Consider the following 20,444-nt stretch of genomic DNA (forward strand, 5'->3'; position numbering starts at 1 on the left):
ACTTACCCCCTTCTGCCCGGTTACCGCCATCTGGACGAACTCACCCGGTAGAGCAGATCGTTCGGTCGTCAGCCCACCTCGTACAGCCGGACTCCGTCGACGGCGATCGGGGTGAAGTTACTGATCACCCAATCCTGGATCTGGCGTCCAGATGCGCCCAGCGTGCCGCCGGGTATGAACCAGTGCAGCTGATGGGACTCGGTGAGTTGGATGAATTCGTCAAGGGTGGGCACCGGATCGTCACCCTTGTAGCCGCCGATTGCGAGGACCGGCCGGCCCAGCGAGAGCTGGTAGGCGGAGGCTGATCGAGCGCCCAAAGCTCCGGCACTCCAGCGGTAGTGTTGGTCTGCTACCCGCAGTCGTTCCAGTACGGTGCTTGAAACAGGACGGTATCCTCCGGTTTCGCCCTGAAGGAAGCCGTTGGTCCAGACCTCGATCTGCGAGGTCCTGGCACCTCGGCCGGCTCCGGCCATCGGGTTGGCACCGGTGTGCGGGGCGCTGATTGTGGCCAGGCAGGAGAGCGCAGGGGCAACTAGGACAGCGGCGATTGCTGCGTAGGCTGCCACCGGGTTCCTTTGGCCGAGGTGCAGGATGACCAGGGCGACGATGCCGAGAGTGCATACCAGGGCGGCGACCGCCCAGTCGTGGCGGCCGGTGAGAAGCAGGATCGAGACGGCCAGGGCGCTCGTCAGGGCCAAAGCCAGACCGCCGGTGTAGCGAACCGCCTTGAGCCACTGGTATTCGGCGACCAGCCAGGCTCCGATTCCTACCAGGGCAGCGAAGGCAGGAGCAAGAACAACGGTGTAATAGGAGTGGAAGATGCCCGCCATGGCTGCGAAAGTGGTTGCGGTTACGCCGATCCAGATGAACCACAGCAGCAGGGCTGCTCGAATGTTCCTACGGGCTGGATGATACTGGCTCAGGTACCAGGCCAGGCCGGCGAGGATCAGGGCGGCGGGGACGAACCAGGTGACCTCGGTGAGAAGGTTGGTCCGCCCGATCCGGGCGATGTTGGTGGCTCGGAGACCTGAGTTCTCCGGATTGGACTGGTTGCTGCCGGTGATCCTTGCGACTCCGTTGTAGCCAAGGGCGAGCTGGAGCACAGAATTGACCGGGGATCCGCCAATCCAGGGTCGGGAGGAAGCCGGCCAGAGTTCGACGACGGCCACCCACCAGCCTCCGGCGAACAGCGTGGCCAGGGCGCCTGCCAATACCTGAGCGAAGCGTTTCATGAGGGGAGCCTGGGCGAAGATCAGGTAGCTCAGGGCGAGGGCGGGTAGAACCAGCAGGGCGGCCAGCATCTTGGTGAGGAATCCGAGGCCGATCATGGAGCCGGCCAGGACCAGCCAGGCCGTGGGGCGCCTGCTTTCGCAGGCTCGCAGAGTGGAGTACGCGGAAAACAGGAGCAGTGTGGTCAAGAGGGCGTCGGGGTTGTTGTAGCGAAACATCAAAACCGTGACCGGAGTCAGAGCGAACAATACGCCGGCCAGGACAGCTGGCCAGGCCCTTCGGGTGGTGCGGTGAACGCAGCCGTAGAGCAAGGCGACGGCCATGACGCCTTCCAGAGCCTGAGGCAAAAGAACGCTCCAGGGCGAAAGTCCGAAGAGTTTTGTCATCAAGATCATTGGCCACAGTGACAGCGGCGGTTTGTCCACCGTCAGGGCATTCGAAGCGTCTAGTGAGCCGAAGAACATGGCCTTCCACGACTGCGCCCCGGCCTGCACGGCGGCTGAATAGTAGGCGTTGGCCAGACCGGAATTGCTCAGCTGCCAGGTGAACAGCGCGGCGCTGGCGGCCAAGAGAGCCAGTAAAGGCAGACGATCGCGGGAGAGACGCAAAGGAGGCACACGGCACTGTTTCCCGGGGTGTCTGACATCAACCTGACCGGATCCCTGGCGTACAGGTCATTGTCAGAGTCCCGGCCCGATCTTAAGTTCCATGACGACCTACCGGACGCCCCTGGCCTCGCGCACCGACGCGCGCCAGCTGCTGAACAAGGTTCCCGAGATCACGATCTGGTTCTGGATCATCAAGATCCTCTGCACCACGGTCGGGGAGAGCTTCGCCGACTGGATCAACATGACCCTCGGTGTCGGCCTGACCAACACCGCGCTGATGTTCACCGTCGTGCTGGCCGTGATCCTGGCGGTGCAGCTGCGCCTGTCCCGGTACGTACCAGCCGTCTACTGGCTGACCGTCGTGGTCGTCAGCATCACCGGAACCCTCTACACCGATATCCTCACCGACAGCTCGGGCGTACCGCTCAAGGTCAGCACGAGCATCTTCGCCGCCGTCCTGGCCGTGGTCTTCGGTATCTGGTATGCCCGTGAGCGCACCCTGTCCATCCACACCATTGTCACCCTGCCCCGGGAAGCTTTCTACTGGCTCGCTGTTCTGGTGACCTTCGCGCTCGGTACCGCCGCGGGCGACTGGACCCTGGAACTGACCGGCTGGGGCCCGGGCAAGTCGGTCCTGCTGCCGGCCGGTCTGATCGCGATCGTCGCGGTCTGCTGGCGCGCCGGTGCGCAGCCGGTCCTGGCCTTCTGGCTCGCGTACATCCTGACCCGCCCGCTCGGGGCCAACATCGGTGACTTCCTGGCCCTACCGAAGGCGGAGCAGGGTCTGGGCCTGGGCACTGCCCTGACCAGTGTGCTGTTCCTGGCCGCGATCGCCGCCACCGTCATCTACCTGACCCGCACCCGAGCCGACATCATCACCCACGAGGCCCCGCCCCGTCCCGCCAACCCACGCGGAGAGCGGATGGCCCTGGGCGTGTACGTGATCGCCGCCGTCTCGACCGCGGTTCTGCTGCACCACACCTCTGGCCTGCCGCACACCTCGCCCCTGGCCGAGGGCGAAGGACCGGCCGTCTCGACCGTGCAGCTGACCCCCGCCCAGGCGACCGCGAAGTTCCCGTCGGCTGACATCGCCACCTTGAAGTCGATCGGCCAGGATCTGCAGGCCAAAGTGGCGGCCAGCGATCAGGCCGGGGCCCTGACCCGGGCCAAGGACCTCGAAACCACCTGGGACCAGTACCAGCCGCAGCTGCAACCGCTGGACGGCACGGCCTGGACCTTCATCGACGTGGAGATCGACCACGTGCTCACCGCGGTCCGGTCACCGAACCCGGACCCGAAGGCCGAGACGGCGGCGCTGAGCGCCCTGGTCACGACCCTCAGTTGAGCAGAGCGTGATCGCCGACGACCCCGGTCGTCGGCGATCACGCTTTTGCCGTCTTCCTTGGGTGGTGGGGGCCGCGTGCGCCGCACGGACCGGGTGGAGAGGAATGGAACGATCATTCAAGGCCGGGTGCCGCCAGGCCATCAAGCTGGCCAACTTCGTCCATCGAGAAGCTCCACACCGGGTCGACCGGAGGTTTCATCGGTGATCCGGGCTGAACAACCACCCTGACCACGGCGCCGGCTCCCCGGCGAGAGCTAATCTGCACAGTGCCGCCGAGATCGGCAATGCTCTGACGAACCAGGACGGGACCTGGGTGAAGTCCGACGTGAGCGGCCTCAGGTCACCTGGGGGTCCGGAACCGGGACTGCGTTGGTGTTTCTTGCCGTGGTGACGGAACTGACCTCCACCCTGCTGCCGGCTCCGATCGCCCCCGGACGCTCGCGACCCGGTTCTGGAGCGAGTCCTCAGCGATCAACTACGGCGCCGCAGCACCTGATGCCGTTCTGGTGATCATGCTCTCCGCCCCGGCGGCAGTGTTGCTGGCCCGTAAGGCGGGTGCGAGGTGAGCGCCGGGCTGAGCGTGCGTGGCCTGACCAAGAGCTACGGCCCGGCAACGGTCTTGGCCGGTGTCGATCTGGAGGTGGCCGAAGGCGCCCTCACCGCGCTGATCGGAAGATCCGGCAGTGGAAAAATCACTCTGCTGCGCCTGATCTCGGGTTTCGAGGCAGCCGATCGCGGCGTCACTCAGATGGACGGGCGGGATGTTTCCGGGCTGGCGCCGCATCGGCTACGTCACGCAGGAAGGCACTCTCTTTCCGCATCTGAGTGCGGCCGCTAATGTGCCCTTTGGGCTGCCTCGACGTGACTCGAAGGCCGTTTCCCAAGCCGGGGGGAGAGCACGGGTTTCTCCGTGGTCGGCGCCGCTCTCGCTAGGGTTGTGCCTTGAGGCGGATGAGGCTGATGCCGTCGCGAACGGTGAGAACTATCTGCTCCACGCGACGGTCGCGCCGAACCGTAGCGTTGAAAGCGTGCACGGCGAGCATGTTCACCTGGTCCTCGTCGTCCTGCGGATCCAGCCCACCGTGCAGCGTGTTGTCCACCACGATGAGGCCGTGCGGAGCCAGTTTCGGGACCACGGCTTCGAAATAGGACGAGTATCCGCTTTTCTCGGCATCGATGAAGACCAGGTCGAACGGCCCCGGAAGCTCGTCCACGACCGGCAGAGCTGGGCCTACGCGCAGATCGATCTGCTGCCCGCGGGGCGAGGAGGCGAAGTGCTGAGCGGCGATACGCGCGGTGTCAGGGTCGATCTCACAGGTGGTGATGCGCCCGTCGCCGGGCATCGCTTCGGCCATCGCCAGCGCCGAATACCCGGTGAAGGTACCGATCTCGAGGATGTTCCGCGGTTGCCCGAGATGCACCAGACAGGCCAGGAACTGGCCCTGGGTGGATCCGGACATCATGAAGGCATCAGCCACGAAGTCCCGCGTGTCGGCCGCGACCTGAGCCAGCAGAGCGCTTTCCTCGCTGGTCTGGGCCTCGGCGTACTGCTCGATCCGCGGCTCGACCATGGGCCGGCGGCGTCCCAGTACCATTCCGGCGGCGCGCCGGACACGCTGGGGGAAGCCAGCTCGGTCTGGTAGGGAAGACGGCGGTGTCACGAAGCATGCTCCCTGCGCAGACGATTGCGACGGAAAGAACGACGGATGAGAAGGGTGAGCCCCACGACCAGCAATCCGATCAGGACCACGTTGCTGATGGTGCTGACATACCCGCCGACGGTCTCCCACTGAGAGCCGACCGCGTAGCCGGCGGCGACCAAGGCCGAGTTCCAGATCGCGCTGCCGAGGGCGGTCCAGACGGAGAAGGTCAGCAGCGGCATCTTCTGGGCCCCGGCCGGGAGTGAAATGAGGCTACGAACACCGGGTACGAGGCGTCCAAAAAAGACCGAAGCCCGGCCGTGTTGCTGGAACCAGTCCGAGGCGGACCGTAAATCCTCGGCGTCCAGCAAGGGAACCCGGTCCAGTAGCGAGATGGCCCGGTCAAGGCCCAGCACTGCCCCCAGACCGTAGAAAATCCAGGCCCCCGCCACCGACCCCAGGGTGGCCAGCACCAACACCCACACCACCGACAGCTCGCCCTGCTGGGCGAGGAACCCGGCCAGCGGCAGGATCACCTCGCTGGGCACCGGGGGTATGACTGTTTCCAAAAGGGTCATGGCCCCGACGCCGACCTCGCCCAGTGCCCCGATCACATCGGCGCCCAGACCGGTGATGCCGGTCAGCTCCGCAGTAGCTCCCTCGTTCGCCATGAGGCAGAACTCTTCCGCGGCCTGCCTGAACACTTCCTGACCGACAGCAGCGCCAGACCTGATCCGAGCACGTCAGGTACGACCAGGATCCGGCTACTTGCTCCTGGCGTCGGCGGCGCAGGCGGCCCGTGGCCGCACCACCGTTCAAGACTCGGACGCATTGTTCCCGCACGACCTCATCGCCCGGCCGCTCGATCAAGGATGCCTGGTTTAGCGGGCCTCGAAGACCGAGTGACGATCCCTGCCCTCCCCCTCCGGCCCGGCCGGGCCCCCACCAGTTGGCGGCACCGGTCGCAAGGTCATTTCACCTACTTGAGCTGCGGTGAAGGCGGCATGCTCCTGCAGGCCACGGACCAGCCCTGGGTCGAGCCGGGCCACCTTGGCCAACGCCCCGGCTACGGGGCGGGCCTCGGGCCATCGGGATCCGGACCGGCCACGCACCGGCTGGCCCCACGACTGCGGTGGTCCGGCCGGGCCGACCTCGGCCAATCGGGATCCGAGGACCATTTCATCGATTTCCGGCCGTTTACCGCTGTGACAGGGCGGCTACCGCCTCGGCCGAGGGGGTTTTGACGCGTAGTCGGTTGACCGTGCCCTGAGCGAGCCGGGTGAGCAACCCGACGGGACCGAAGGCATCCTGCGGGCACAGCGTCAGCCAGGCCATCACGTCAGAGCCAACGGTTGCCTGACCCGGCTTTGGGTTGAGTAGGACCCGCATCATGGACTCGGACCTGACCCTGATCGTTAGCCGCGCGTCGATGAGCCCTTGCGAACCCGGCGTGGACTCAGCGCGGCGACCGCGAGCACCAGCGCCATGATCAGAGCCGTCGCGCTGGGCACATAGGCAGCAGCCTGAGAGGTCCAGGACCGGGGCACGGCGACCGCGGCCGCAGGTACAGCAAAAGGAGCAGAGACAACAGAAAGACGATCGCCACGAGCAGCAGTTACCCCCATGGCGGCCGCGACGGTCTTGCGCACGGCACGCAGATTCGGGTGTTTAGAGGCATCCACCACCACTGCCACACTCAGCCGGGTGATCACGCCACCCGGGCTGCTGCTCTGCGTCACGGTCTGACTGACCCCGTTCTGAACACCCGAAGCGCTGTACCCAGGGCCGGTCCCACTCGACGCGGACAGCGGGACTGAACCGGGGGAGTGGTAGGTGCGCGCCGTGCCAACTGAGGCATCCGTGTAGTTGGCGCTGGCGACGATGCGGCTGTGCCCGGCACCGAACAACTGATCTAGCTGGACCTGCGCTGCCATCGTGAGGGCGTTGGTGTCCAGAGCGGACGGTGACGGAGCGGTCAGGACCGCAGCGGCTGGGTGAAAGGCCTGGCTCGGCAGAAGGAGTACAGCGGCCACCATCGAGACGAGCATAGCGACGGCCGTGGCCGGCTGAGCCCGAATGAGAGACTTTGGCACACCGTCCCGATCGGCCGGTGTCGGCCGATTCCGCGTGGGCTGAGCCCGAAAGCGGTTCATCTCTGCTGTAGATCACCCTGGTGGGCCATTACTACCAGCCGCACTCGGTGACGGGCCCCGAGTTCGGTCAGGATCTGCACGACGTGGGTCGTCGCGGTTGGCGGGCTGGGATGGACTTCTCGCGCGATCTCGGTGTTATCCAGCCCCTCTACTACCGGCCTGAGCGCTCCCGCTCCCGGGGCGCCAGGTCGTTCATACCCGGGATTTGCTGCGGCCCGGGAGCCGATCTCGACTTTGCCCCGCAGAGCCCCGGCCCGCTCGGTCATCCCGCAGACCGTGACCCATGACGGCACCCCGGCCACCTCGTCCATCATCGATGACCTGCCAGTGCAGGATGCTGTTCCGGGCGCCGACGGCCTGGGCGTCGCAGGACGCTGGTGGGCTCCAGCCCTATCTGGAAGCCGGCCTGGCCGGCCGCGATGGGGCCGAAGGCCGTGGTTGTGGACTTGGCCGCCCAGGCGCGGTGTCGCCTCGGGGACCTGCATCGCTCGGGGCGGATGGCCGTGCGCGATGGCTGGGAACCGGTCGGCAGTATGTTGCGTGTCAAGGCGATCCTTCCCGAATGCTCAGGATGGGAGATCGCCTGACCGTTGGGAGCGCTAGTGTTCCAGGCTTCCTCCGATCTCGCGAGCCCCAGGGTCACCTCCTACCGTGGTCGCGTTCTGCCGCTCAGGGGCCGGGCTTGATGAGCCCGTTCTCGTAGGCCAGGATCACCGCCTGAACGCGGTCGCGCAGAACCAGTTTGGCCAGGATGCGTCCAACGTGCGTCTTCACCGTTGCGTCGGAGAGCGACAGTTGTTCCGCGATCTCGGCGTTCGTCAGGCCGGCGGCCATCTGAACGAAGACCTCGCGCTCCCGGTCGGTTAGGGGCGCCAGAACATCGGGCACCGCGACCGGATTCTCCTCATCGGTGCCGTCTGGGAATCGGTGCGCGAAAGCCTCGAGCAGGCGGCGGGTTACGCTGGGCGCAATGACCGCGTCCCCGCGGGCCACAGTCCGGATGGCGGCGATCAGGTCGGCCGGGACGACGTCCTTCAGCAGGAACCCGCTGGCACCGGCGTTCAGGCCGGAGAACGCGTAGCGGTCGATCCCGTAGGTCGTCAGGATGATCACCCGGGAGTCCGGGATCTCGGCGACGATCCGCCGGGTCGCGGCGATCCCGTCGATGCCCGGCATCCGCACATCCATCAGCACCACGTCCGGCCGCAGCAGGCGGGTCATCCGCACCGCCTCGGCCCCGTCGCCGGCCTCCCCCACCACGGTCAGGTCCTCTTGGGCATTGAGCACCATGCGGAACCCCTGCCGTAGCAGCGCCTGGTCGTCGGCCAGCAGAATACTAATCGTCATCGTGTCTCCACCTGATCCACAGGCAAGTGGGAGACCACCCGCCAACCCCCGTCGGCGCGTCGGCCGACCTCGATCGACCCACCGAAAACGGCTGCTCTCTCCCGCATCCCAGCCAGACCTCGCCCGGTTTCGGCCTCCGGGACCGGGCCGCCGGGCGGTGGATCGTCGTCGTTCTCGACCTGAATGTCGATCACTCCCGAACCGTAGTGCAGGGAGACCGTCGCGCGGGTCGCGGCGGGGGCGTGCTTGAGGACGTTCGTGAGGGCTTCCTGGACCATCCGGTAGATGGCGAGCTGAATCCCGGGAGCCAGGGCCGGCTCCGGGCCGGAGACCCGGAACTCGATGCTCAGCCCGGCCGCCCGGACCCGCCCGACGAGATCGTCGAGCTGGGCTATCCCCGGTTGAGGGGCCAGATCCAGCGGCTCCGCGAGTACCCCGGGGCCGGGCTCGTCGCCGAGCAATCGGCGAACCTCGCCGAGCGCCTGTCGGCCCAGGGTGGAGGCTTGGCCCATAGTGGTTACGGCAGCGTCCGGGTCGCTGCGGATCGCGGCGGCGGCCCCGTCGCTGAGTGCGATCATCACGGAGAGGCTGTGCGCCACGATGTCGTGCATCTCCCGGGATATTCGTGCCCGCTCGTCGGCCACTGCCAGCTGGGCCTGCTGGTCACGCTGCCGCTCGGCGGTCGTTGCCCGCTCCAGTACTGAAACCAGGTAGGCGCGCCGGGTGCGTGAGTAGACGCCTAGTACCAGGGCCGCTGTCACCGTCCCGGTGAGCAGGATGGCCGAGGTGATCTTCTCATCTGACGGTGACCAGCGGACCACCGCCAGCACGACTCCGAGCTCGGCCACCAGCGCCGCCCCCACGACCAGTCGGCGACGGTTCTCGTAGCTGCCCAGCGCGTGCAGGGCGATGAGCACAGCGACGTCCGATGCCAGGGGCGTCTCGGTCAGCCACTGCAGCAGGGCGATACTCGCGATCACCACGAAGACCGGGGCCGGCCGGCGTCGCCGCCAGAGCAGGGGGAGCGAGAGCGCCAGGGCGAAGCCGCCCGCCACGGCCGTCAGGTGGCCCTCATCGTGAACCGACTCGCTGATCGCGAAGGCGAGAACGAGCAGGACCATGGCGATGTCCATCACGTACGGGCGATCGACGACGCGGCGCAGGACCCCGAGCCAGTGGACCGCCAGGTCCTGGATCTTCGCCGCGACGTCCATCCACCCATCCTGCCGCTTCATCGATACGGACTTCATCTCAGGCCCGGGATCAGCCGTCCCGCCGCTTGAGCAGGAAGGCGGCCACCGTCGTGGCCACGGCCACCCAGATGACCAGGACCAAAAGGCCGGCTCCAGGGGAAAGTGCGCCATCGGCCTGAAGGGAACTGTAGAACGAGGCCCCGGCCGCGCTGGGCAAGTAATGGCTGATGTCTTTTGCCCACTGCCCAGGCACGACCTCCAGCAGCACCGGGACGATGAGCAGAAGCCCGACCAGGAGCGAGATTCCTCCCGGGGTGCTGCGTACGATCCAGCCCAGGGCGCTGCCCAGCAGTCCCACCAGGGCCAGGTAGATTCCCGTGGCCAGGACGGCTCGGAAGGCGGTCGGCGCGGACAAAGAGGTGCTGTGCCCGAAGTGACTGAGGAAGAGCTGGGCTACCCCGTAGGCCAGGAAGGTGGTCGGGATCAGCGTGGAGAGTGTGACCAGCCCGTAGACCACGCCCTTGGCCCACAGCACCGGCAGCCGGCGCGGAACCGCGGCCAGCGTCGAGCGGATCATGCCGGTCGTGTACTCCCCGGACACGAACAGCACGCCGAGGACGCCGATCAGCAGTTGGGCGAGGAACAGCCCCTGGAGTGGGGCCGAGGCCACCCGGTCCTCCGGGTCGAGCTGACCATCCCACTTCGACCCCGTGACATAACCGATCAGGCCAGCGATCGCGACCAGCGCGACCACCGCGGCCAGCAAGACAGCCCAGCTCGAGCGCAGGGTGCGAAACTTGATCCATTCTGAGGAGAGCGCGCCGGAGAAGGTAACGCCTGGTTCGGATGCAGCCACCACCCGGGCCTCGTACGTCTCGTTGGCCAGGGTGCTCATGCTGCGACCTCTTCCCGGGAGCTGCTCAAGGTCCGGTACTCGACGGCATCAGCGGTGAGTTCCATGAACGCCTGCTCCAGCGACGCTTGCACTGGCGACAGTTCCAGTAGGGCGATCCCCGCGGCCGCGGCCCGTAGGCCGATCTCGTCGGTGCTTAGTCCGGTGACGTCGAGCTGCCCCTCGGTGCTGCTCGAAACGCTCACCGCCTCGCCAGTAAGCAGTGCCCGCAGTCTGCTCGGGTCAGGCGTGCGGACCCGGACCGAGTTGCTCGAGGCGGAGGCGATGAATTCGGCGACCGGGACGTCGCGGATTAGTGTGCCCCGCCCTACGACGATCAGATGATCGGCAGTGAGCGCCATCTCGGACATCAGGTGCGAGGAAACGAAGACCGTCCGGCCCTCGGCCGCCAACTGCTTGAGGAGGTTGCGAATCCAGAGAATGCCTTCCGGATCCAGCCCGTTCACCGGCTCGTCGAGCATCACCGTGGCAGGGTCCCCAAGCAGGGCGCTGGCGATGCCTAGACGCTGACCCATCCCCAGGGAGAACTGCCCGGCCCTTCGGTCTGCCACCTCGTGCAGGCCTACTAAGTCGATCACCTCATCCACCCGGCGGCGCCCGATCCCGGTGGTTGCAGCCATCGCCAGCAGGTGGTTGCGGGCCGAGCGGCCGGTATGAATGGCCCGGGCCTCGAGCATCGCCCCGACTTCGCGCAGCGGCGCGCGATGGTCACGGTATTGTCTGCCATTCACGGTTACTCGGCCCGAGGTCGGGGCGTCCAGGCCAATGATCATCCGCATGGTCGTCGATTTCCCGGCTCCGTTGGGGCCGAGGAAACCGGTCACTATGCCCGGGCGGACAGTGAAGTTCAGGTCGTGGACGGCGGTCTTATCGCCGTATTGCTTGGTCAGGTCCCGAGCCTCGATCATGGTGTTCCCTTCGGTTCGGTGAGTCTGTGATGCTCGTGGAACGAACCTAGGCAGGAACCACCATCTGGCCATCAAGCGCGGGGATGACATCCGTCCGGTGCCTACGGCATCACATCGGCGTAGGGACATACGCCGATGTGATGACTGGTGGGACCACTCAAGCATTACCGACGTCATGCACGCCCTGCGCCGGTCGAACTGGATACGAACTCACCAGGCCAGCGTCCGTACCAGTCACGTTCGCCGACAATTCGCTGCCGAGAGTGCACGATCATGAAGTATCGCTGGAGTATCAGTGGTGCTCTGCTAGGTCGGAACGAGATTGGTGGCATGGCAGGCGGGTTCCGTGCCAGGTCGCGAGCAAATATTGGAGTTCGCGGATGCATCAACCAGGGCCGGCTCGATCTGGAACACGCGCCGGCCCGTCCCCGAACAGTCACCTCCTGGATGATGACTGCGCCCGAGAACCTCGGTCAGCGCGATGCCCTGCGTCTGAGCGAAGTCCTGGATCGGTCTCCCCACCTGAACGAATCAGCCAACCTGATCAAGTAGTTCGCTCACATGATGAACCGGGCCGGTGCGAAACTCACCGATTGGACGGAAGCCGCGCAGGCGCTTGACCAGTTTCCTCTGAGCAGCTTCGTCACTGGCCTGTGCCACAAGACCAGGCAGCCGTAACTGCGGCCCTCAGACTGGAGTACAGCAACGGCCCGACGGAGGGGACTAACACGAAGATCAAGCTCCTGGAACGACAGATGTACTGCAGGGCTAGGTTTCCGCCACTGCGGCAACGCATCCTGCTGAACTGAAGCATCGCTGGCGGCAAGGCCACCGTTGTTGTGCCAGAGCCGCTTTCCGGACAGTCCCATGGTGGCGAGTAAGTTGTCGGTCCTAGAAATCGCGATGGGCGAGTAGCTGGAGCGCTGCTGTGGTGAAGGCTTGAACGAGCTGGGTATGGTCGTTTTCGCGGGTGGCGAGCACGACGGGGCTGGGCTCGACGCCGTCGATGGGGATGGCTGCCACGTCGGGTCGCAGCGCGCCGTCTTCGGGGGCGATGGCAGCTGCGGCGCCGGAGGCGACGAGTTCGAGTTTTTCCTCGATCTCTTCCACGAGCGGGCCGTCAGGTGCGCGGGAGCCGTCCGGGCGGGGGTTGATGCGCCAGAACGCGTCCCAGACGGGGTCGGGGTAGCGCACGAGTGGCAGATCGGCGAAGTCTTCCAGGCCTACCCGCTTGCGATGTGCAAGGGGATGGGTCTTCGCGACGATGAGGAGCCTTTGATCGGCGTAGAGAGGGGTGATGTCGAGGCCGTCGGTCGGGAACGGGAACCGGGCGATCGCGACGTCGACCCGGCGTGTCAGCAGCGCCTGATGTACCTCGTTCCATTCCAGGTAGGTCACGTGCACCTCGGCCCGCGGATGTTCGGCCTGAACTCGTTGCGCCGCTGGTGTGACGATGAGGTGTCGTCCGAACCCAACCAAGAGGCTCTGCCGCCCGCCCGCAACCCGTGTTTCGGTCAGGGCGTGGTTGGCGCTGTCGAGGATCCGCTTCGCGTGGTGCAGGAAGACCTCGCCAGCTTCGGTGAGCCGGTTGCCGCCGGGGAGGCGGTCGATGAGCCGAACCCCAAGGTGTTCTTCAAGGCGCTGAATCTGGCGGCTCAGGGAGGATTGCGGGAGGTAGAGAGCTTGGGCGGCGCGCCCGAAGTGCCCGTGCTCGGCCACGACGGTGAAGTAGCGGACCAGGCGCAGGTCGAGATCGATCTCGGTGAGCGGGCCGTTCAACATCCCGTGACTTTATCCCTCGGCGGTAGCCGAACCCGATTGCGGCCTGAACTTCACGGAACTGGCCTGTCAGAGGCACCTAAGGTGGTCGGCGGCGAGGGATTCCCCCCTCCGGGCCGGTGAGGGTGGCGTGCGGGACAACGATGAGCCGGTTGGACCGCGGCGTGATGTCGTTCGGCGGCGACGATGCGCGCCCCCTGACCAATGACGTCCTTCGAAGCGCAATCGTGCCCATCGCAGAAACGTTCAGAACCACCTCGTGCCCGCGCCCGGCCAGCTCCTGGGCCCACCAGTAGCCCCAATCCGGTCGAGGACCCCGTCACCAGCACCCGTCCCATTGCCCCGCCCTTCTCTCATCCTCGGTCTGTGTCGACGTTAACGGCCGCACCGGGCCAGGTTCCAAGTCTGGTACGGCACTTCGCGATGCATAAACAGCAACGTCAAGCGCCCACGTCGTCGGCGCTCCCATCCTGATGCATCTGGTGCATGAGCCGGTGCATGCGAGGTCTTGGACCCCCCTGCCCCGGGCGACCTACCGTCGAGGACAGGCCGCCCTGCCCGTGGCGGTCCTCTCGTACAAAAGGGAACTCACCGTGACGATCGCCATCCTCGGTGCGACCGGCCAGCTCGTCCGCCGCGTTGTCGATTCGCTGCTGAAGGCCGGAACACCCCCTAGCTCGATCCGGGCGCTCGGGCGCGACACCACCTGCCTGCGGGCAGATCGCCCCCGCTCACCGAATATCCACCCACATCCCGCCAGCGGACGGGATCGCTGGACCACAAACAATCTTGTGAGCTCCCCGGAGCCCGAAAGGAAGACCATGTCTGAGACGACCACCTCGGCCCGGCCGCTGGAAAAGCAGATCCAAGAGCGCATGCTCGCGTGGCGGGACGCGTTCGTATCCAGAGATGTCGACGCGATCATGTCGTTTTACGCACCCGAGGGCTTCACCGCCTTCGATCTGATGCCGCCGTTCGAATTCAGCGGCGGGCCGATGTGGCGGCGCAACTGGGAGACGTTCTACACCTCCTTCGACGGGCCCATCGGCCTGGAGATCGCCGACCTGATCATTCACGCCAGCGCTGAGCTCGCGATTGCCCGGTGCGCGGTGCGGATGTCGGGCACCATGTTCGGCAACCCGATCGATGCGTGGACGCGCACGACCAACTGCTTCGCGCTCATCGAGGGGCAGTGGCTGATGATCCACGACCATGTCTCCTGGCCGATCGACTTCGCCACCGGCAAGGCGCTCATGGACCTCACCCCCGTAGGGGCGCAGTCATGAGCGCCGAGACAACTGCGGCAGGAGTTCCAAGGGTGACCGGTGCAGAAGCTGAAGCCGTCCTCGACCACATCGCCGCCTCGTTCGTGAACCCGCTGCGCTCGCCGATCCTATGGACGCCGGCCGATGAGGGACTAGGGTTCGAGAACGTCACCTTCCCCTCCGCCGACGGGGTGCCCTTAGAAGGATGGTTCATCCCCGCAGACAGCGACCGGCTCGTGATCCTGAACCATCCCATGGGGTTCAGCCGCGCCGGTCAGCCCACCAGCAGGGAGCCGTGGCAGTCAATCTGGGGACCCAGCGGGAACACGATGGATGTCAACTTCATCCTCGACTACAAGATCCTGCACGACGCCGGATACAACGTGCTCACTTACGACCTGCGCAACTTCGGGCTCAGCGGCGCGGCCAACGGCGGGGCCGTCACGGCCGGGCTCCTGGAGGCCCGCGACGTGATCGGGTCCGTGCGCTACGCCAGACAGCGGCCTGACACCGCGACCATGCGAACCGCATTGTTCAGCCGCTGCCTAGGCGCCAACTCCACGCTGGGAGCCATGCGCGACCAGCCGGAGGCGTTCTCGCACATCCGGGGCCTGGTTGCCTGCCAGCCCGTCTCGGACCCGGTCATCATGAGCAAGCTCCTCGATATCGTGGGCGTCGGTCGCGACCGGCTGCCCGACCTGGACGAGCGCGTGGTGCGCGGCACCTCGGTGCCGTTCGATGCCCGACCCAGCACCTCGTGGACGCGGTACGTCACCGTCCCGACGTACCTCTATGCGGTCAGGGAGGATTCGCTGACCGAACCCCAAGACATCGAGACCGGTTTCGAGGCGCTGGCTACCAAGGACAAGACGCTGTACTGGGTGGAGAACACGACCAGGCGCTGGGACGGATACCTAGAGTTCCAGCGGCGCCCGCAACCCATCCTTGACTGGCTCGAAGAGCACCTCGCACAGTGATGAAGCCGGGACCCAGGCCGAGTAAGTACGAATCGTCATCCAACCGCAGGACCTGCGCAATCGATTCCAGCACCTGGACAGAGGGATTGCGATCGCGTCCCTGCTCCAGGCGCACGTGATACTCGTCGCTGATCCCCGCCAACATGGCGACTTCTTCCCGCCGCAGGCCAGGCACTCGTCTGGCACCGACCACCGGAATCCCCACCTGTTTGGTCGTCACTAGTTCCCTACGGGCTCGGAGGTATTCGCCCGAAATGTTGGAATCGTCAAGGCTCGTGCCCCAACGCTAGTCAGGCGGAACGAAACCAGCATGTCCCTGTCACTACCAGTGTCAAGAGGAACCTGTCCCCGCTGGCTGCGGGGCCGCACTCTTGGACCAGGAGGCCCAGCGGCCCGAATGCAGAGGAGAAAAACCAATGAGCAGTCGTGTTCTCGTCACCGGCGGATCCGGTTTCATCGCCGGCCACATCATTCTGCAACTGATCGAACAGGGGCATCTGGTCCGGGCCACGGTGCGCAGCCTTGAGCGGGAGGAAGGGGTTCGTCGCACGCTATCGGAGGCGGGTCTGTTCGCTCCCCAGAACCTGCAGTTCGTGGCGGCCGACCTCACGGCCGACCGTGGCTGGGCGGAGGCCGTCCAGGACGTCGACTACGTGCTCCACGTGGCTTCTCCGCTGCACACCGAGAACGTCAAGGACGAGAACGACGTGATCAGGCCGGCCCGTGAGGGCACGCTTCGGGTCCTGCGCGCCGCCCGTGACGCGGGAGTCAGGCGGGTCGTGCTGACCTCGGCGTTCCACTCTGTCGGCTTCGGACACCCGCATACCCACGGGCCCTTCACCGAGGACGACTGGTCGGTGATCGACGGACCCGGGGTGGACGCCTACGGCAAGAGTAAGATTCTCGCCGAGCGCGCCGCCTGGGACTTCATCACCCGCGAGGGCGGCGGCACCGAGCTGACCACCATCCTGCCGGTGGCCGTCATGGGACCGGTTCTGGGACAGGATGTCTCCGGCGCCAACCACATCGTGCAGCGCAGCCTCAACGGGGAGATGCCCGGCTACCCGAACATGTACGTCCCCATCGTCGATGTCCGCGACGTCGCCGCTGCGCACGTGGCGGCCATGAGCACTCCCGCGGCGGCTGGACAGCGCATCCTGGTCTCCACCGGCCAGCCCGCGATGGCGATGCGGCACATCGGCGAGGTCCTCAAAGCCAACTTCGGCGAGGCAGCGAAAAAGGTTCCCAGTCGGCGTATCCCCGACTTCATCGTCCGGCTCACCGCACGCTTCAAGCCCGAATTCCGTCCGGTGGCAGCCGACCTCGGATTTGTCAAGCAGGTATCCAACGACCGGCTCACCCGCATACTGGGTCTGAGCCCGCGCTCTCCCGAACAGGCCATCGTGGACTCGGCCCGCAGCCTCATCAACAAGTCACTGGTCTGAGCCCGGCGACACCCTCCGCACAAAGGGACATGCGTTTCCATCGTCCTCATCACCGGCGCCAACGAAGGCATCGGCTACGAAACCGCCCGCCAGCTGGCGACCCTGGGCCACACGGTGTACACCGGTACCCGCGACAGCGGCCGGGGTCAAGCGACGGCCGCGCGCCTGGGCGCATCGTTCGTGCAGATCGACGTCACCGACGATGACTCGGTCGCCGCAGCATTGCAGACCATCGCTGAGCGCGAAGGCCTGCTTGAATCCTGGTCAACAACGCCGGCATCGCCCCTCAGGCGGCATTCGGCCCGGACGCGCCGGCCCGATAACGCTTGGCGTCGGCCTCAAGTAGGTCGTTCAGGACCAGGCGGGTGTGGATGGGCAGGACGGCGAGCGGGTCGATGGCTTGGTAGGTCTTGAGTATCTTGTGCCAGGTCCGGTTGTCGTCGAGGGCGAGTTGGTGGGCCGGGTTCCAGGCGAGTTTCGGTTCCTTCAGTGTGGTGAGGGCCTCAGTTGTCCGGGAGGAGTTCGAGGAACGGGGCATCAGGGCTCGCCACTGTGGTGACGTTGGCGGCGACGACCACGAGCGCGCAGGCGGCCAAAATCGCCGTGAGCAAGCTGAGAACCCGGTTGCGGGGCCAGACCAGCACCGAGAGGCCGAGCAGGACGGCGGTAAGAACGCTGATCAGTGCCGCTTTTACCACGTGCCAGCGCTTGTATTGGTCGAGCATGATGTCCAGGGCCGGTGAGGCCAGGCCGTCCGCGAGCTGGTCGCGGATCTGTTCCAGGGTCGCGGGTAGTCGAGGATCGGTCGAGGGCGATCCAAGGTGTGGCAGCAGCGTGCCGAAGGGGGATACCACCCCCTGGACGTTCGCGATCAGCAGTACCGCGGCGACGAGGGCGAGCGCTCCCAGTAGGATCCGGAATCGCGGAAGCCGGGCGGACAGCGTCAGGAGCACCGCCAAGAGCACCAAGGTGATCACCACCCGCGCCAGGTGGTATCGGTACTGGTGGTCGACCAGGGCCTGGAGGCCGGGGGTGAAGTCCGGGCCGCCGGAGTTCCAGTAGATGACGAAGGCCGGCTGGAAGCTCTGGGCGGGGCCCGGAAGCGATGAGGCGAGGAAGTAGGTCGCGGCCAGGAAAACGGCCATGGTGAGGAGCCCGGCGTCGAGGCGCCGGGCCAGCGTGGTGATCAAAGCAGTGGCTCCTAGTCGGATTGACTACGCAGGTAGGCGAGCACGGCCAGGACCCGCCGGTTGGTGTCGTCGCTGATCGGCAGGTCGAGCTTGGTGAGGACGTTGCCGATGTGTTTGGCGACGCCGGCTTCGGTCAGGGAGAGGATGCGCGCGGCTGCCGCATTGGAATGTCCCTGCGCCATCAGGGAGAGAACCTCGCGTTCGCGGGGCGAGAGCTTCCCCAGCGGGTCCCGGCGGCGTTGCATCAGCTGTCGGACCACCTCAGGGTCCACGACTGTGCCGCCGCCGGCCACCCGGCGCAGCTGGTCGGCGAACTCGGCGACATCGCCGACCCGGTCCTTGAGCAGGTAGCCGATGGAGCGGCCGGAGCCGGAGGCCAGCAGTTCCCCCGCGTAGCTGTGCTGGACGTACTGGCTGAGGGCGACGACCGGGAGCTCAGGCTGGACGACCCGGAGCGCTACCGCAGCACGTAGGCCCTCGTCGGTGAAACCCGGCGGCATGCGGACATCGGTGATCACCAGATCCGGGCGGTGCTCGGAGACCGCGCTCATCAGGGCTGACGCGTCCCCGACGGCCGCGATGACTTCGACCTGGAACCTCGCCAGCATCGCGCTCAGTCCCTCCCGGAGAAGCACCGAGTCCTCGGCGATCACGACGCGCATGGCAGCTCCACCCGCAGGACCGTCGGGCCACCGACCGGGCTGGACAGCAGCAGCCGGCCGCCGCCTGCGGCGGCCCGGTCGGCCAACCCGGTCAGCCCGGATCCGTGAGCCGGGTCGGCACCGCCGTTCCCGCCATCGCGGACCTCCACCAACAGCCGGTCGCCCTCGCGCTGGGTGGTGATCCAGACCTCGGTGGTGCACGCATGCTTGGTGGTGTTGGCCACGGCTTCGGAGATAGCCGCGTAGGCGATCGTCTCCACTTCGGGGAGGAAGCGACCGTCAGTGACGTCCACCCGCACGTTGAGGGAGCTGGCCGCGGCCAGTTCCTCGACCGCAGCCAGCAGCCCGAGTTCGCGTAGGGTACGGGGGCTGATGCCGCGGATCAGATCACGCAACTCGGTCATCAGCGTCCTGGCCTGGTCGTGAGCCACGGACATCGCGGCCGCAGAGGCTGAGGATTCCGGTAGGTCGAGCCGGGCCAGGCCGATCTGCACGGTCAGGGCGACCAGGCGCTGCTGGGCGATGTCGTGCAGATCGCGTTCGATCCGCACTCGCTCGGCGTCGAACGCGTGCGCCAGCCGGGCCCGGGACCGGGCTACCTCGACCAGGTCCGCGGAAGGTTCCGGTTCCAGCAGCATCCGGGTCAGCTCGCCGTGCACCGCCCCGAACCAGGCGGTCAGGTACAGCAGGACCGGAATCAGGGACAGCCCACCGACCGCCCTGCCGATGACGCCGGGCAGCGGGTCTGCGTCCGACAGCCAATGTTCGAGCGAGACCGGGGTGGAGACGACGATCAGACCGATGGCCGCGAGCGCTCCCAGCCAGATCGGGGCGATGATGCCTAGGAGCACCAAGTAGGCCACTGCCCGCCAGAGGGCCGCGTCGGTGAGGTCATGAGGCTCGTGGCCGCCGTGTCCAAGGGGCCTCACGGCGCGACCGAGCAGCCGTAGCCGCCATCGTTCAGCTCGGGCTACGGAGAGGGCGATGCGGGGGCCGAGCAGCGACAGCAGGCCTATGCCGACCAGTCCCAGCACGGCGGCCAGGATCAGATAAGCCCCCGTAGGCCGAGTGCTCAGTACTACGGCCGCCGAGAACACCGGGGTCAACGGAACGCTCAGCATCAGCCACAGCACGCCAGAGGCCACCCCGGTCGTGGCGGAGTAAGCCAACCCACGCCAGGGCCGGGCCGGGGGCAGGAACCCTCGCCTGTTCGTCGCCCTGAGTGCCGTGTCGGTCATGCATTCACGTTAGGAGGCTGCTGCCCATCGCCGACAGCGCCCTGGTGCCACTACTGAGGTAGATCTAGCTCCACCGGTGTCCGCTCCGGTTCGGTGAAGAGAACTGAGCTGATATGTACCTTTCGTCAGGACGGGCGATCTTGGTCATGAAGGATTCCAACCACCCCCATGACTACCCAGCGGCGCGCCTGTCGAACAGCTCGGCCGCCCTGGGCTGACTCAACGCCCCCAACGGGGACGACTCACCGGTACGCCGGAGCCCTGGCTAGCAGACCCTGCTAACGGTGGCTCACCTGCGTAAGGAACGAGACCTACCAGGACCTACGGTCTTGCTATCTCGGCGTTCACTGTCTCGGGGGAACCTCAGGGTCCCTCTCGTACTCCTCTCCATCACGCTCACCGGGCCTGCACCATCTGGCAGTGCTGACACACCCCGGCCTTGTCAGGGCTGCTCCCACCCGCCCCGGCATCTCCCGGAGCAGGCTGCCCTCAGCTCCACCACCCTGCTGCGACAGGGACAGCGGCGAAGGTCTCTCACCTCCACTCGAAAC

Annotated in this window: 20 protein-coding genes and 2 pseudogenes; 7 read left to right on the forward strand and 15 right to left on the reverse strand. The window is 66.4% G+C overall.

The features are described from left to right. Positions 1-68: 68 nt before the first annotated feature. Positions 69-1,799 (reverse strand): ArnT family glycosyltransferase, encoded by a 1,731-nt coding sequence (locus LR393_RS26665; protein WP_231487534.1) that lies wholly within the window; start codon positions 1,797-1,799, stop codon positions 69-71. 139 nt (positions 1,800-1,938) lie between these two features. Here LR393_RS26665 and LR393_RS26670 point away from each other — a divergent pair, with 139 nt between their 5' ends. After that, complete coding sequence (locus tag LR393_RS26670; protein ID WP_231487536.1) at positions 1,939-3,183, forward strand: COG4705 family protein; 1,245 nt, start codon at positions 1,939-1,941, stop codon at positions 3,181-3,183. 562 nt (positions 3,184-3,745) lie between these two features. Beyond that, positions 3,746-4,021 (forward strand): ATP-binding cassette domain-containing protein, encoded by a 276-nt coding sequence (locus tag LR393_RS26675; RefSeq protein WP_231487544.1) that lies wholly within the window; start codon positions 3,746-3,748, stop codon positions 4,019-4,021. Between the two features lie 91 nt (positions 4,022-4,112). Here LR393_RS26675 and LR393_RS26680 read toward each other — a convergent pair whose 3' ends face one another. The 8 genes from LR393_RS26680 to LR393_RS26710 form a co-directional block, all read right to left on the reverse strand. After that, complete coding sequence (locus LR393_RS26680) at positions 4,113-4,754, reverse strand: O-methyltransferase (RefSeq protein WP_231487546.1); 642 nt, start codon at positions 4,752-4,754, stop codon at positions 4,113-4,115. Positions 4,755-4,840: 86 nt separating this feature from the next. Continuing rightward, positions 4,841-5,494 carry a DedA family protein gene (locus tag LR393_RS26685; RefSeq protein ID WP_231487548.1) on the reverse strand — a complete coding sequence of 218 codons (654 nt, stop codon included), beginning with the start codon at positions 5,492-5,494 and terminating at the stop codon, positions 4,841-4,843. A gap of 744 nt (positions 5,495-6,238) precedes the next feature. Continuing rightward, positions 6,239-6,859, reverse strand: coding sequence for a flagellar M-ring protein FliF C-terminal domain-containing protein (locus LR393_RS26690; protein WP_231487549.1), 621 nt, complete (start codon positions 6,857-6,859; stop codon positions 6,239-6,241). A 113-nt stretch (positions 6,860-6,972) separates the two neighbouring features. Beyond that, entirely contained in the window at positions 6,973-7,461 is a 489-nt protein-coding gene (locus LR393_RS37210; RefSeq protein WP_407937360.1) for a LuxR C-terminal-related transcriptional regulator, read from the reverse strand. 184 nt (positions 7,462-7,645) lie between these two features. Then, positions 7,646-8,323: a response regulator gene (locus LR393_RS26695; RefSeq protein WP_231487550.1), complete on the reverse strand. Its 678-nt coding sequence runs from the start codon at positions 8,321-8,323 to the stop codon at positions 7,646-7,648. After that, positions 8,320-9,537 (reverse strand): sensor histidine kinase, encoded by a 1,218-nt coding sequence (locus tag LR393_RS26700; protein WP_231487551.1) that lies wholly within the window; start codon positions 9,535-9,537, stop codon positions 8,320-8,322. Before LR393_RS26700 ends, LR393_RS26695 begins: the two co-directional genes overlap by 4 nt. A gap of 49 nt (positions 9,538-9,586) precedes the next feature. Beyond that, positions 9,587-10,411, reverse strand: coding sequence for an ABC transporter permease (locus LR393_RS26705; protein WP_231487552.1), 825 nt, complete (start codon positions 10,409-10,411; stop codon positions 9,587-9,589). Next, positions 10,408-11,337, reverse strand: a complete 930-nt coding sequence (locus LR393_RS26710) for an ATP-binding cassette domain-containing protein (protein WP_231487557.1) — start codon at positions 11,335-11,337, stop codon at positions 10,408-10,410. The genes LR393_RS26705 and LR393_RS26710 overlap by 4 nt, the downstream gene beginning before the upstream one ends. A 653-nt stretch (positions 11,338-11,990) precedes the next feature. Between LR393_RS26710 and LR393_RS37215 the strand changes: the two genes are divergently transcribed. Continuing rightward, positions 11,991-12,146, forward strand: a complete 156-nt coding sequence (locus LR393_RS37215; RefSeq protein WP_407937361.1) for a transposase — start codon at positions 11,991-11,993, stop codon at positions 12,144-12,146. An 82-nt stretch (positions 12,147-12,228) separates the two neighbouring features. Here LR393_RS37215 and LR393_RS26715 read toward each other — a convergent pair whose 3' ends face one another. Next, the gene (locus LR393_RS26715) at positions 12,229-13,119 is read right to left on the reverse strand and encodes a LysR family transcriptional regulator (protein ID WP_231487559.1); all 891 of its coding nucleotides are present in this window, start codon (positions 13,117-13,119) and stop codon (positions 12,229-12,231) included. Positions 13,120-13,709: 590 nt separating this feature from the next. On the opposite strand from LR393_RS26715, the gene LR393_RS36690 reads away from it, so the two are divergent. Both LR393_RS36690 and LR393_RS26725 read left to right on the forward strand, forming a co-directional pair. Further along, positions 13,710-14,402 carry a YybH family protein gene (locus LR393_RS36690; RefSeq protein ID WP_231487561.1) on the forward strand — a complete coding sequence of 231 codons (693 nt, stop codon included), beginning with the start codon at positions 13,710-13,712 and terminating at the stop codon, positions 14,400-14,402. Continuing rightward, positions 14,399-15,358: an alpha/beta hydrolase gene (locus LR393_RS26725; RefSeq protein ID WP_231487563.1), complete on the forward strand. Its 960-nt coding sequence runs from the start codon at positions 14,399-14,401 to the stop codon at positions 15,356-15,358. Before LR393_RS36690 ends, LR393_RS26725 begins: the two co-directional genes overlap by 4 nt. A gap of 10 nt (positions 15,359-15,368) precedes the next feature. On the opposite strand, the pseudogene LR393_RS37220 reads toward LR393_RS26725, so the two are convergent. Then, positions 15,369-15,614, reverse strand: a pseudogene (locus LR393_RS37220) (helix-turn-helix domain-containing protein); the annotation flags it as partial. A 115-nt stretch (positions 15,615-15,729) separates the two neighbouring features. On the opposite strand from LR393_RS37220, the gene LR393_RS26730 reads away from it, so the two are divergent. After that, a complete protein-coding gene (locus LR393_RS26730; protein WP_231487565.1) occupies positions 15,730-16,803 on the forward strand; it encodes an SDR family oxidoreductase in 1,074 nt (357 codons plus the stop codon). A gap of 93 nt (positions 16,804-16,896) precedes the next feature. Beyond that, positions 16,897-16,995 (forward strand): annotated as a pseudogene (locus LR393_RS37225) (short-chain dehydrogenase); the annotation flags it as partial. A 94-nt stretch (positions 16,996-17,089) separates the two neighbouring features. Here LR393_RS37225 and LR393_RS26735 read toward each other — a convergent pair. From LR393_RS26735 to LR393_RS26750, 4 genes are read right to left on the reverse strand one after another with little or no spacing between them, the layout of a single operon-like run. After that, positions 17,090-17,341 (reverse strand): hypothetical protein, encoded by a 252-nt coding sequence (locus tag LR393_RS26735; RefSeq protein WP_231487567.1) that lies wholly within the window; start codon positions 17,339-17,341, stop codon positions 17,090-17,092. Then, positions 17,307-17,993: a hypothetical protein gene (locus LR393_RS26740; RefSeq protein WP_231487569.1), complete on the reverse strand. Its 687-nt coding sequence runs from the start codon at positions 17,991-17,993 to the stop codon at positions 17,307-17,309. Before LR393_RS26740 ends, LR393_RS26735 begins: the two co-directional genes overlap by 35 nt. Before the next feature lie 11 nt (positions 17,994-18,004). After that, the gene (locus LR393_RS26745) at positions 18,005-18,655 is read right to left on the reverse strand and encodes a response regulator transcription factor (protein ID WP_231487570.1); all 651 of its coding nucleotides are present in this window, start codon (positions 18,653-18,655) and stop codon (positions 18,005-18,007) included. Continuing rightward, on the reverse strand, positions 18,643-19,893 hold the full coding sequence (locus LR393_RS26750) for a sensor histidine kinase (protein WP_231487572.1): 1,251 nt from the start codon (positions 19,891-19,893) through the stop codon (positions 18,643-18,645). The genes LR393_RS26745 and LR393_RS26750 overlap by 13 nt, the downstream gene beginning before the upstream one ends. Positions 19,894-20,444: the final 551 nt, after the last annotated feature.

This window comes from Kineosporia mesophila, from assembly GCF_021129235.1.
GTDB lineage: Bacteria > Actinomycetota > Actinomycetes > Actinomycetales > Kineosporiaceae > Kineosporia > Kineosporia mesophila.

Bases quoted from the DNA above. Each gene is read 5' to 3' on its own strand.
- LR393_RS26670 (WP_231487536.1), top strand. From the start codon at position 1,939: ATGACGACCTACCGGACGCCCCTGGCCTCGCGCACCGACGCGCGCCAG.
- LR393_RS26680 (WP_231487546.1), bottom strand. From the start codon at position 4,754: ATGGTCGAGCCGCGGATCGAGCAGTACGCCGAGGCCCAGACCAGCGAG.
- LR393_RS26685 (WP_231487548.1), bottom strand. From the start codon at position 5,494: ATGGCGAACGAGGGAGCTACTGCGGAGCTGACCGGCATCACCGGTCTG.
- LR393_RS26690 (WP_231487549.1), bottom strand. From the start codon at position 6,859: ATGGTGGCCGCTGTACTCCTTCTGCCGAGCCAGGCCTTTCACCCAGCC.
- LR393_RS37210 (WP_407937360.1), bottom strand. From the start codon at position 7,461: ATGCAGGTCCCCGAGGCGACACCGCGCCTGGGCGGCCAAGTCCACAAC.
- LR393_RS26695 (WP_231487550.1), bottom strand. From the start codon at position 8,323: ATGACGATTAGTATTCTGCTGGCCGACGACCAGGCGCTGCTACGGCAG.
- LR393_RS26700 (WP_231487551.1), bottom strand. From the start codon at position 9,537: ATGGACGTCGCGGCGAAGATCCAGGACCTGGCGGTCCACTGGCTCGGG.
- LR393_RS26705 (WP_231487552.1), bottom strand. From the start codon at position 10,411: ATGAGCACCCTGGCCAACGAGACGTACGAGGCCCGGGTGGTGGCTGCA.
- LR393_RS26710 (WP_231487557.1), bottom strand. From the start codon at position 11,337: ATGATCGAGGCTCGGGACCTGACCAAGCAATACGGCGATAAGACCGCC.
- LR393_RS26715 (WP_231487559.1), bottom strand. From the start codon at position 13,119: ATGTTGAACGGCCCGCTCACCGAGATCGATCTCGACCTGCGCCTGGTC.
- LR393_RS26725 (WP_231487563.1), top strand. From the start codon at position 14,399: ATGAGCGCCGAGACAACTGCGGCAGGAGTTCCAAGGGTGACCGGTGCA.
- LR393_RS26735 (WP_231487567.1), bottom strand. From the start codon at position 17,341: ATGCCCCGTTCCTCGAACTCCTCCCGGACAACTGAGGCCCTCACCACA.
- LR393_RS26745 (WP_231487570.1), bottom strand. From the start codon at position 18,655: ATGCGCGTCGTGATCGCCGAGGACTCGGTGCTTCTCCGGGAGGGACTG.
- LR393_RS26750 (WP_231487572.1), bottom strand. From the start codon at position 19,893: ATGACCGACACGGCACTCAGGGCGACGAACAGGCGAGGGTTCCTGCCC.